The following is an 11360-nucleotide window of genomic DNA, read 5'->3' on the forward strand; positions in this document are numbered from 1 at the left end:
CCCTCGCGTCGGCCACCGGGGCCCTCAGATGCTGCGACTGCCGTCCGTCGGCTCAGTACCAGTTGTTGGCCTGCCAGAAGTTCCAGGCGCCGCACGGGCTGCCGTAGCGCTCGTTCATGTACTCCAGACCCCACTTGATCTGGGTCTCGGGGTTGGTCTTCCAGTCGGCACCGGCCGAGGCCATCTTGCCGCCCGGCAGGGCCTGGACCAGGCCGTACGCGCCGGAGGAGGCGTTGGTGGCGGTCGGGTCCCAGTTGGACTCGTGCTGCACGATCTTGTCGAAGCACTGGAACTCGGCGGCCGGCATCATCTGCTTCGCCAGCTCCTGCGGCGTGGCGGCCGAGGCCGTCGACGTCGTCCCCATCACCGCACCGGCCGCACCGAGAAGCACGGCGGCACCGGCGACAACGGACTTGTTGCGGGCAGTGAAACGGGTGATCAGCGAGCGGGACAAGGCGGTACCTAACGTTCGGGGACTGTGCAGTCGCGAGGGGCGGGCCGAGCCGGGCTCGTGTGCTGGGCTTCGAGGCCCTGCGGCGCCTTGCGACGAGAACAGTTGTAACCAGGGCATCGGACCCGCCGCCGTGACCGGGCTCACCCCGTAGATACGACGTAGAGGGGGCAGGGAGGGTCGAAAGTCCCAAACTGGGCATATGGGGTTTATGTGCAGGTCAGGGGCGGTGGCCCGAAAGCGGATGCCCTGGGAAACCGACTACGAAGGCCGATCGTTCTGGGACCAAAGTCCTGTGGGCCGCCTCACCCCTCGGAAGAGGTTTTGGAGGCCTCGAAAGTGACCTGGGCCTCGAAGGCCGCGCGCCGTGTCGCCCGGCGGAGCGCCTTCAGCAGCGTCGGACCGACGGTGAGCGTCAGGACGACGGTGAGGGTGGCACGGCCCAGGTCCCAGCCGAGCGAGGTGGCCAGGACGTACGCGACGAAGCGCACCAGGTTCTCGCCGACCGGGTCGCCCGCGTGGAAGGAGATCCCCGAGGCCATGCCCGGCACGATCGTCCAGCCGTACAGATTCATGACCGTGCCGTACGCGAACGCCGCGGCGAAACCGTATCCGGCGAGCATCAGCAGCTCGGCGCGGCCCCGGAGGCGGTCCGGGCCGGGCAGCAGGCCCGCGCCCGTCGTGAACCAGCCCATCGCGAGCATCTGGAACGGCATCCACGGCCCGACACCGCCGGTGAGCAGCGCGGACGCGAACATCGTGACCGAGCCGAGTACGAAGCCGAAGCCCGGGCCGAGCACCCGGCCGCTCAGCACCATAAGGAAGAACATGGGCTCCAGGCCCGCCGTACCCGCGCCGAGCGGGCGCAGCGCGGCGCCCACGGCGGCGAGCACACCCAGCATCGCGACGGCCTTCGCGTCCATGCCGCCGTCGGCGATCGTCGCGACGACGACACCGACGAGAAGCGGCAGCAGCGCGGCGAAGAGCCAGGGGGCGTCCTGGGCGTGGTCCGTGACGGCCGCGTCCGCGCCGGCGAGCAGCGGCCAGCCGAAGGCGACGACGCCGATCGCGCTGATGAGGGCGAGTGCGGCGACGGCGCGAGGGCCGAGACGGACGGGGCGGGCCGTCACAGGGCCTCCTCGACCTGGGCCACGGTCAGCCAGGGCTCCGGGGCGAGGATCTTCGCGACCTGGGGCGCGAAGGCGGGCGACGACACCACGACGTCGGCCGTCGGGCCGTCCGCCACGACCTCGCCGTCCGCGAGGATCACCACCCGGTGCGCCAGCTCGGCGGCGAGCTCCACGTCATGCGTGGCGAGGACGATGGCGTGACCCTCGGCCGCGAGACCGCGCAGCACGGAGACGAGCCGGGCCTTCGCGGCGTAGTCCAGACCACGCGTCGGCTCGTCGAGGAGCAGCAGCGGGGGGCGGGCCGTCAGCACGAGCGCGAGGGCGAGCGCCAGGCGCTGCCCCTCGGAGAGATCCCGGGGGTGGGTCTCGTCCGGTACGCCGGGCAGCAGCGCGGTGACGAGTTCCCGGCAGGTCCCGGGCGCGGCGCCCGCGTCCGCGTCCGCGGCGGCGCACTCGGCGCCCACCGTGTCCGCATACAGCAGGTCCCGCGGCTCCTGCGGCACCAGCGCCACCTCCCGGATCAGCTCGCGGGGCGGGGTGCGGTGCGGGGTGAGCCCGCTCACGGTGACCGCGCCGGCGGTCGGCTCGACCATGCCCACCAGGGTGCCGAGCAGCGTGGACTTCCCGGCGCCGTTGCGGCCCATGAGCGCTACGGTCTCGCCGGGCGTCACGGTGAGGTCGACGCGCCGGAGCGCCTCGACCCGTCCGCGGCGGACGGCGAGACCGCGCGCTTCGGCCGCGGGGCGGCTGCGCCGGGTGTCGGGTACGGACGGGTGCGCGTCGGCTGCCGCGGGGCGGCTGCGCCGGGTGTCGGGTAGGGACGGGTGCGCGTCGGCGGCCGCGGGGTGGGTGCGCTCGGCCTGGTGGTCGGGCGGGGTTCCGCCGTCGGCTGCCGCGGGGCGGCTGCGCCGCAGGAGTCTGCCGAACAGGCTCCGGGCGGCGAGCCCGCGTGCCTCGGCTGCGGGCGCGTGGTGGGTGCGCCCGGCCTGGCGGTCGGGCGGGGTTCCCTCGCTCGCCCAGAGCTTCGCCTGGGGGTACCCCCGTTTCGCCCCGCTCGCCGGTGCGGGCCGTCGTGAGGGTGCGGGTCCTCCGGCCGTAGGTGCCTCGTCATTGGCGGCTGCGGACCGTGGGCCAGCCGGAGCCGGAGCCGCAGCCGCGGGCGGGAGCCGGTCGGACGACGCGTCCGCGGGCCCGAGCCGGTCGGCCGACGCATCCGCTGCGTCGGCGAGTGCGGTCGGGGCGGCCTCGTCGGATCCGCGAAGCGGGTCGGTGTCCGCCTCCGTACCCCATGTCTCGCCCGGGGCGGGGGCCGCCGTCGCGGGTCCGCGGTGGGGGGCCGGGGGCTCGCCCACGGCTTCGGGAAGGGGCGGGGTGGGGGAGAGAACAGCGGCCGCACCCGGAACCCGCGGCTCCGTCCCCGACAGCCGCGCCCGCAAGTCGCCCGCGCGGCGCCGCGCGTCCCGTACCGACAGCGGCAGCGGGTCCCAGCCCGCCAGGCGGCCGAGGGCGACGACCGGGGGGTGGACCGGGGAAACGGTCATGATGTCGGCGGGGGCGCCCGTCACCGGGGGCTCGCCAGGAGCCGGGAGCAGCACGACCTGGTCCGCGTACTGGACGACCCGCTCAAGTCGGTGCTCCGCCATCAGGACGGTCGTGCCCAGATCGTGGACGAGCCGCTGGAGGACCGCCAGCACCTCCTCCGCCGCGGCCGGATCGAGCGCCGACGTCGGCTCGTCCAGAACCAGCACCCTCGGGTGCGGGGTCAGCACGGAACCGATCGCGACGCGCTGCTGCTGGCCGCCGGAGAGCGTCGCGATCGGGCGGTCGCGAAGACCGGCCAGGCCCAGCAGGTCGAGGGTCTCCTCGACGCGGCGGCGCATCACGTCCGGGGCCAGGCCCAGCGACTCCATCCCGTACGCCAGCTCGTCCTCCACCGTGTCGGTCACGAAGTGGGCGAGCGGGTCCTGGCCCACCGTGCCGACGAGATCGGCGAGCTCGCGCGGCCTGTGGGTGCGGGTGTCCCGGCCGTTCACCGTGACCCGGCCCCGCAGCGTGCCGCCCGTGAAATGCGGCACCAGCCCGGAGACGGCACCCAGAAGTGTCGACTTGCCGACTCCCGACGGGCCGACGAGCAGAACCAGTTCGCCCTCGGGGACGGTCAGGTCCACCCCGGCGATCGTGGGCGCGGCGGCGTCGCCGTACGTCACCGAGACGTTCTCGAAGCGGATCACGACGACTCCTCCGGCGGTGCGGGAGCTACGAACGCGGGCATCAGGCCCACCAGGACCGACACCGCGGGCCACAGCGGCAGGGTGGGCGCGGTCAGCGGTACGACGCCGGGGTGCAGGGCGTCCGGATCGTACGAACCCGCCCGGATCATCAGCGCCGCGACCGCCACGCCCGACCCGGCCACCAGCCACGCCCGGACGCCCCAGTGGTCGGGGCGGTAGCGGGTACGGACCTGACGGCGCCCGCCGAGCCACAGCCCCGCCAGCGCCGCGGCGAACCCGCCCAGCAGCACCGGCAGTCCGTACCCCGCCCCCTCGGCCGCGAGCAGTCCGTACGAGCCGGCGCAGACCCCGAGCAGACCGCCGAGCGTGAGGGCCGACGTGGTGTGCCGGACCGCGGGCGGCACCTGTGCCGTACGCCCGTACCCCCGCGCGTCCATCGACGCGGCCACCGCGACCGACCGCTCCAGCGCGCCCTCGAGTACCGGCAGCCCGATCTGCAGCACCGCCTTCACCCCGCCGGTCGGGCGGCCGCGCAGCCGGCGGGCGGTGCGCAGCCGCACCACGTCCGCGACCATGTTCGGCGCGAACGTCATCGCGACGACGACGGCGACGCCCGCCTCGTACAGCGCACCCGGCAGCGACTTCAGCAGCCGCGCCGGGTTGGCGAGGGCGTTCGCCGCACCGACACAGATCAGCAGCGTGGCCAGCTTCGCGCCGTCGTACAGCGCGAACACCAGCTGCTCGGCCGTCACCCGGCCGCCGATCCTGATCCCCTGAGACCAGTCGGGCAGCGGTACTTCCGGCAGCGTCACCAGCAGATGCGTACCCGGAATCGGCGAGCCGAGGACGGCGGAGAAGACCAGCCGGGCCGCGATGACGAAGAGCCCCAGCTTGACGAAGGCGCCGTACGAGCGGGCCCACGGCGCGTCGGTGCGGCGCGCCGCCACGACGTACCCGGCGACGCCGACCAGCAGGCCCAGGAGAAGGGGGTTGGTGGTCCGGGACGCGGCGGTGGCCAGACCCAGAGCCCACACCCACCACGCCCCCGGGGGCAGCGCGTTGCTGCGGCTCGCCTCGGGGGCGCGCAGGACTCCGCCACGGGGCGGGCGCCGCCCCGGGCGCTCGCGGTGTGCAGCGTCGCGGCGCGTGGCGTACCGGTCCCGGCCGGGGCGGCCGGTGTGGCCGTCCGCAGGCGTCGCCGGACGGGCTGGGAACGTGCCGTTCTCGTGGGCGCGGCCGGTGTGGCCGTCCGCAGGCGTCGCCGGACGGGTTGGAAACGTGCCGTTCTCGTGGGCGCGGCCGGTGTGGCCGTCCGCAGGCGTCGCCGGACGGGCTGAAAACGCGCCCTCCTCAGGCGCCGCCGGGCGGGCGGGAAACGTGCCGTTCTCGTGGGCGCGGCCGGTGCGTCCGTCCTCAAGCGCCGGACGGGCTTGATGTGTGCGGTCGGTACCGGCACGGCGGCCGGGGCTCGGCGGGGTCATCCGCGACGGCGGCGGGACTGCCAGAACGCCGCCGCGCCCAGCGCGAGGACCGCGGCGACACCCGCGAGGAGGCCGAGCGACGGGCCGCTGCCGGTCGCCTCGGCCGTCTCGGCAGGCGCGGAGGCGGACTCCGGGGAGGACTGCGACGAGGACTGCGGGGACGCTGTCGTCGACGGGGCGTCGCCCGACACCTGTTCGCCGCAGCCCGTCCTCGGGCAGCCGGAGATCGCGCACAGCAGCGCATCCGAGTTGTAGCGCAGGGGCTCGGCCACCGCGGCGAGGGCCTCCGCACTGGTGGCGTCGGGACGGACCTGCGCACAGCCGGTGCGGGGGGCCGGCGGCGTCTCGCCCCCCGGCGCGTCGGCGGGGGTGCCGAAGTCGACGACCACGCCGACGCGCTTGGTGCCGGCCTTCGCGGGGGTACCCGCGCACAGCGCGGCGAAGCCGGGTGCGGTCCGGGGCCTGGCAGAGTCCTGCGAGTCCGCACTGACGGAGAAGCGGAAGCCGTCCACCGTGCCATCGGCCGGCCGGGCCGTGGCCGGGCCCTGGGTGGCGTACGCCCAGGCCCCGCCGTCGGACTGCCAGAACGACCAGTACCGGTAGCCCGCCGCCTGCGCGGACCCCGCGCCGCCCAGCACGGTGAGCGCGACGCCGAGGGCGAGGACGAGCGCCGTCAGTCGTGCAGGCACGACCGTGCCCACCCCTGTGCGCGTCCCGTACCACCGCGTCCCGTACCACCGCGCACCGCGGGCGCGGGCGCGGGGGCGAGTGCGGTCGGTCGCCCTCGGCATCACTGCTGCTGGTTCTTCCGGCGACCGCTGATCAGGAAGCCGATGCCCGCGCCGGCCGCGACACCCGCGCCGACGATCCACCAGATACCGGCGCTGTCGCCGCCCTTGTCCGTCTCGTCGTCCGAGTCGCCCTCGCTCGGCTGCGGCGTGGCCGCGTCCGTGGCCGTGGGCGCGGGGCCGGTCGCGTTCAGCTGCTCGACCAGGTCGGCACCGCCGAAGTCGCGCGGGTCGGCGCCGGACGCGTGCGCGGCGAGGATGAGCTGCGCGTACGCGGCAGGTCCGGCGTCCTTCGCCCAGCCGGCGGAGTTCTTCTCCAGCCAGGCCACCGCACCGGCCGCCTTGTCACTGTGCCCGGCGGCGGACAGGGCGAGCACCGCGTCCGCGGTGTTGCCGAAGTCCGGCAGCGGAGCCGGGTCGGTCGCGCCGGGCATCGGCGGCGAGTCCAGGTGCCCGGTCTTCGCCAGGGCCTTCGTGAGGTACGCGGCGCCGTTGCGCGCGGCCTGCTCCGGAGTCGCCCTGGCCGGGCTGGCGCACTTCGGTTCCCCGTCCGGCTTCGGGCCGCCGGCGATCATGCCGCGGCCCAGTCCGCCGAGCACGGCCGCCGCCGTGGCGTCGCCGTTCGCGAGCAGCTTGCCCGCCTTGTCCGGCTGGTACGCGAACGCCCCGCCGCCCGTCGCGTCGGCACACGGGATCGCGAAGGAGACGAGTGCGTCGTACGGGGTCTTTCCGTCCTTCGACTTCACGTCGCCCGGCTTGGCCTGCGCCGCGGCGAAGGCGCCGATCACGATCGACGTGGAGTTGGCGTCGGACGGCATGCCCGGGTTGTAGCTCCAGCCGCCGTCCGCGTTCTGCACGGACTTCAGCCACTCCAGGCCCTTGTTGACGGCGTCCTGGTGCCCGCCGAGGGCGCGCAGGGACTGCACGGCGGCCGCCGTGGCGTTGGTGTCCAGCATCGTCTTCGCGTCGCACGGCTTGCCGGCGTCCGCGCGGTACGAGGCGAAGCCGCCGTTCGCGCACTGCTGCCCGGTCAGCCAGTCGACGGACTTCGCGGCGGGCACGGTCCGCATGACGTCCTGCGCGAGCAGCGCCAGCGACTGCCGCCAGACACCGTCGTACGTCGGGTCCTTGGTGCCGTACAGCCCGGCCGGGATCGTGGGCGAGGGAGAAGGGGTGGGCGCGGCCGTCGCGGCCGGGGCACCGGCCACGCAGAGCACGGCGGAAGCGGCGGCGAGCGCTGCTGCGCTGCGGCGAACGGTCATGGCGGACTGTGCCTCTCCTGTCGGGAGCCGGGCACAGGCACGCTGAGGCACCAGGCTCCGGCGCCGTATACCTCGACGGTGCCGGCCACCGGGCGGTCCCGATGGCGCGAACCGGTCACTCCGGTACGAGGCATTCCGACTCACCGCCTGCGACGGCGGCTCACGGTTGCGGGTCAGTGCCGGATTTGCACCGGCTTCCCCCCGTACGGTGTGATGACGACTCGCACACTCTACCGGTCCGTATGCCGGGCCCCCGGGGACGGTCGGCACTGCCGGGCCCGCGCGGACGCGCCCGCCGGAATGCCGGCGCCCCGGCCGACGGGGACGGGCGTCAGTGAGCCGCCACGTACGCCACCGGATCACTGCCCGCCACCGCCTCCGCCCGCCCCAGCTTCACCAGGCGGCGCAGATGGGCCTCCGCCTCCGAGACCGCGATGTTCCGTGAGCCGTAGGGGATCTGCTCCCAGGGGCGGTTCCACTCCATGCGCTCGGCCAGCTGCCACGGAGTGAGCGGCGCGGCGAGGAGCTCCAGCAGTCCGCCCAGCCGCTCCTCGTGGTGGGCCAGCAGCTCACGGACTCGGGCGGGGGCGTCGGTGAAGGCGTGCTGGTGCGCCGGGAGGACCTCGGCGACGCCGAGGCGGCCCACACGCTCCAGGGAGTCGAGGTAGTCGCCGAGCGGGTCGGTGACGGTGGAGTCGTCGGGGTCTTCGTAGAGGCCGATGTGCGGGGTGATCCCCGGCAGCAGATGGTCGCCGGAGAAGAGCCGTCCAACGCCGGGGAGGTTCGCCGGGTGCTCCTCCTCCAGGTGCAGACAGACGTGCCCGGGGGTGTGGCCGGGCGTCCATATCGCGCGCAGCCGACGGCCGGCCAGGTCGACCGGCTCCCCGGGGACGATCTCCCGGTCGGGCAGGGCGGCCCGGAGCCCGGGCAGGGTGCGCATCCGGCCTTCGGCGCGCGCCGCGCGCAGCGGGGCCAGATGCTCCTCGGGGGCGCCGACGGCGGCGAGCTTGTGGGCGAGGTAGTCGAGCCAGGCGCCGGGCCGTGCCTCGCGGGTGCGGCGTACGACGGCGGTGTCGGCCGCGTGCATCGCGATCCAGGCGCCGGACGCCTCGCGCACCTGACCGGACAGTCCGTGGTGGTCGGGGTGGTGGTGGGTGATGACGACGCCGTGGACGGCGGCCACCGAGGTGCCGATGGCGGACAGGCCCTCGGTGAGGGCCGTCCAGGAGGCCGGATCGTCCCAGCCGGTGTCGATGAGGACGGGGCCGCGGCCGGTGTCGAGGACATGGACCAGGGTGTGGCCGAGCGGGTTGTCCGGGATGGGGACCTGGAGGGACCACACGCCTCCGCCGTGCTGGATCACCTGTGGCATGCGTCCTCGAATCTCCGGAGGCGGCAGGGGCATTGCTCACTATAACGAGAACTGATGGACCGTCAGAATGGTCGGGGAGAGTTTGCCGGCATCCCCGGCCGGCCTGCGTCTCGGGTGTCGCCACGCCGAAGATCGTTCTGGTTGAGGGTTCTTGCGCCGACATGACAGGCAGTGCTCGCTGCGATCCACTGGAAGAGGACCTCATGTGCGTCGACAGCGAGGAAGAGCGCTGGGAGGACCCGTGAACACCACAGGCCGCTTTGCTCGCAGGGCCACCACCGTGAGCCTGACCGCCGTTCTGGTCGCTGCAGGGACGGGCGGGGCCACCGCCGCCGGCACGCCCCACGACTTCGCCCGCACGGGCGGCCTCCGCGCCTCCGCCACCGCCGCCGACGACGACTGGATCTCGGTCACCGGCCCGCCTCGCAGCATCACCGCCGAGTGGGTCGAGACCACCGACAAACCCACCGGCATCTCGGTCAAGATGCCCGGCAAGGCCGAAACCCAGGAAGGTTCCTTCACCCTCGACTCCAAGTCGATCCAGATGCGCATTTACAAGGTCGAGGACGGGAACAAGCGCTTTGCCTTCGAGGTCGCGGACACTTCGGGAACTGACGTCAAGGATGCGCTGGGCACGGTCATCCCAGGCGCTGCTGCCCCGGTCAGCGGGACCGTGACCAGCAACCGCGCCACAACAGTCGACGGCCACCCCGCCCGCGAGGGCCGTATCACGTTCAACAGTGACGGCGTCCCGAGCGTGATCCTCATCCGTGTCATTGCCGCTGACGGCCAGCTTGTCGTGCTTGCGACCAGTGCCCCCACTGCGAACGAGAAGGGCCTGAACGTGCTCTACAAGCGCTTCACCAGCAGCCTGCGCATCCCCTGACCTTTCCGTTCGGGTGATCACCCGAACGGTGCGAATGAGTCTCTCCGCATGCGTGAACGTCAGGGTGTGCGCAGGCTGGGAGAAGCTGCCGCCCGTGCGCACGGTGAGGGACGATGATCGTATCCGTGGTGTCGATGCCGGAAGGGCTCGTCGCTCGTACAAACCTGCCGGAGGCCCGTGAGCGTCTCGCGGCATCGCGCTTCCTGCTCGTGGACATCGAGCTGCCCGAGAAGGCGTCGCCCGACGAACAGCCGGTCTCCCGGCAACTCGGTCTGGAAGCCGAGGGCTTGACGTGGCTGGGCAGGGAAGGCGAATCCGTACGGGCCGAGTTCCTCGGGGACACTGCGGGCTTCGTCGTGCCCGTGGTCGAAGCGGGCCAGGTCGCCCATATGCATGCCTTCGTGACCGAGCGGTACCTGGTGATGGTTCACCGAGGGCCGATGGGACCGGTCGCGAGCCTCATCGGCCGGTTGCGGAGCGAAAGGCCTTCCGACCCCGTGGCACCACGCGCTCCTGCCCTATCTGGAGGCCACGGACGAGACCTTTTCGCGAAGGATGCTGAGCCGCAGCTTTCCGGAGGAGCGGCAGCGGCTCGCTCGCTCGTACCTGCGCGCCGCCAGGTTGGTGACCCGGCTCTGGCGGAAGCTGCACGACGACAGTCTCGACGTCGATGACTGATGGGCCCATCAGCCCTCCTCCGTGGCTTTGTTCAAGAACTGATGGCCCGTCAGAATTGTCCGGATGCGGACCGGTCGAGCACCGGGGAGGGCCGCTACGCCCCCACCCGAAGCCGCCGCTCATCCGCGGCGTCGCTGATCGCCGGCCATACCCCCGCCACCATGCCCTGACCGACGGGACCGTCGGGATCCCTGCGGGCATGGAGTCGTGCAGGCGGCCGTCTCCGGCTCCAGCGACCGGGATCGCTGGAATCGTTCGAAGGGAGCCGGCCGGACCTGGCGCAGTGCGGCTGGTGCCCTGAGTCGGGACGCTTCTCTGGCGTCAGGTCGGGCATGGCGTGCCGCCTTCGCTACGCGGCCGCGGTGTTCGTCGGCGCGGTGTCGGGGTGGTGCTTCAGTGCCATACGGGCTCTCACTCGCGCCTCGCCCTCCATGGTCACCCAGTGCGGGTGGGTCGACACCTCGATGGACAGCTCCCGAACCAGGGCCCAGAGACGGGCCTCCTCCGCCTTCTGCTCGTCGGTGTAACCAGGACTGTCCGCCTGGCCGCCGGTGACGACGCCGGTGTGGGGGTGCTCTTCGCCGGGCCAGCCCTTCAGGGGCTCGACCGACCAGGGCAGGGTCTGACACAGAGCCTGGTACGCGGCGTTGGCCTGTCGGAGGCGGCGCTGGGCGTCGATCAGGTCGGAAGGGAAGGTATCGGCCACAGCTGGAATGATACGTCTGTTCGAATACTCGTTGGGAGTGCCGCGCCGCAGCCCGCCGCGAATGCGTGACTCACTCCCGATTGCTCGGCTCTTCTCGGTCATCGCGCCGCGACGCGCCTGGGGGCGTGCCCCTGTGACGCGCCCGTGACAGTCGGCGGACGTCGTCGTGAAGTCGCACGGTCAGGCTTTTGAAAAGAGGGCAAAAAGCCTTATTCGGGCATACGCCTCCTGCTTCCGAGGGTGTGAGCAGTGACGACGACCGATCCGTTCCGTCGGAGGAAATCCCATGAGCCTCGCACTCGCCACGCCGTACGCCGAAACTTCCGCACCCGCGCTGGCTCCGCGTGAGCAGGAGACGCTGCGGCACATCGCCGC

10 protein-coding genes and 1 riboswitch are annotated in these 11360 nt (G+C 73.1%); of the genes, 2 read left to right on the forward strand and 8 right to left on the reverse strand.

From position 1 onward, the window contains the following. Positions 1 to 52 precede the first annotated feature (52 nt). From ACWGI8_RS29085 to ACWGI8_RS29115, 7 genes are all read right to left on the reverse strand, one after another. Positions 53 to 454 (reverse strand): aggregation-promoting factor C-terminal-like domain-containing protein, encoded by a 402-nt coding sequence (locus ACWGI8_RS29085; RefSeq protein ID WP_453665330.1) that lies wholly within the window; start codon positions 452 to 454, stop codon positions 53 to 55. Positions 455 to 756: 302 nt separating this feature from the next. Beyond that, complete coding sequence (locus tag ACWGI8_RS29090; protein ID WP_453665344.1) at positions 757 to 1614, reverse strand: ECF transporter S component; 858 nt, start codon at positions 1612 to 1614, stop codon at positions 757 to 759. Further along, complete coding sequence (locus tag ACWGI8_RS29095) at positions 1578 to 3812, reverse strand: ATP-binding cassette domain-containing protein (protein WP_453665331.1); 2235 nt, start codon at positions 3810 to 3812, stop codon at positions 1578 to 1580. Before ACWGI8_RS29095 ends, ACWGI8_RS29090 begins: the two co-directional genes overlap by 37 nt. Next, positions 3809 to 4900 (reverse strand): energy-coupling factor transporter transmembrane component T, encoded by a 1092-nt coding sequence (locus ACWGI8_RS29100; protein ID WP_453665346.1) that lies wholly within the window; start codon positions 4898 to 4900, stop codon positions 3809 to 3811. The genes ACWGI8_RS29095 and ACWGI8_RS29100 overlap by 4 nt, the downstream gene beginning before the upstream one ends. Before the next feature lie 389 nt (positions 4901 to 5289). Continuing rightward, complete coding sequence (locus ACWGI8_RS29105) at positions 5290 to 5982, reverse strand: SCO2322 family protein (protein ID WP_453665333.1); 693 nt, start codon at positions 5980 to 5982, stop codon at positions 5290 to 5292. 101 nt (positions 5983 to 6083) lie between these two features. Then, positions 6084 to 7343: a prenyltransferase/squalene oxidase repeat-containing protein gene (locus ACWGI8_RS29110; protein ID WP_453665335.1), complete on the reverse strand. Its 1260-nt coding sequence runs from the start codon at positions 7341 to 7343 to the stop codon at positions 6084 to 6086. A 92-nt stretch (positions 7344 to 7435) separates the two neighbouring features. Continuing rightward, a riboswitch (cobalamin riboswitch) is annotated at positions 7436 to 7583 on the reverse strand. Positions 7584 to 7674: 91 nt separating this feature from the next. After that, positions 7675 to 8715: an MBL fold metallo-hydrolase gene (locus ACWGI8_RS29115; protein WP_453665337.1), complete on the reverse strand. Its 1041-nt coding sequence runs from the start codon at positions 8713 to 8715 to the stop codon at positions 7675 to 7677. A gap of 241 nt (positions 8716 to 8956) precedes the next feature. Between ACWGI8_RS29115 and ACWGI8_RS29120 the strand changes: the two genes are divergently transcribed. Continuing rightward, positions 8957 to 9601, forward strand: coding sequence for a hypothetical protein (locus ACWGI8_RS29120; protein ID WP_453665339.1), 645 nt, complete (start codon positions 8957 to 8959; stop codon positions 9599 to 9601). A 555-nt stretch (positions 9602 to 10156) separates the two neighbouring features. Beyond that, positions 10157 to 10279, forward strand: coding sequence for a hypothetical protein (locus ACWGI8_RS29125; RefSeq protein ID WP_453665341.1), 123 nt, complete (start codon positions 10157 to 10159; stop codon positions 10277 to 10279). A 349-nt stretch (positions 10280 to 10628) separates the two neighbouring features. On the opposite strand, the gene ACWGI8_RS29130 is transcribed toward ACWGI8_RS29125, so the two are convergent. Next, positions 10629 to 10985, reverse strand: a complete 357-nt coding sequence (locus ACWGI8_RS29130) for a hypothetical protein (RefSeq protein ID WP_453665343.1) — start codon at positions 10983 to 10985, stop codon at positions 10629 to 10631. Positions 10986 to 11360: the final 375 nt, after the last annotated feature.

This window comes from Streptomyces sp. NPDC054841, from assembly GCF_053611045.1.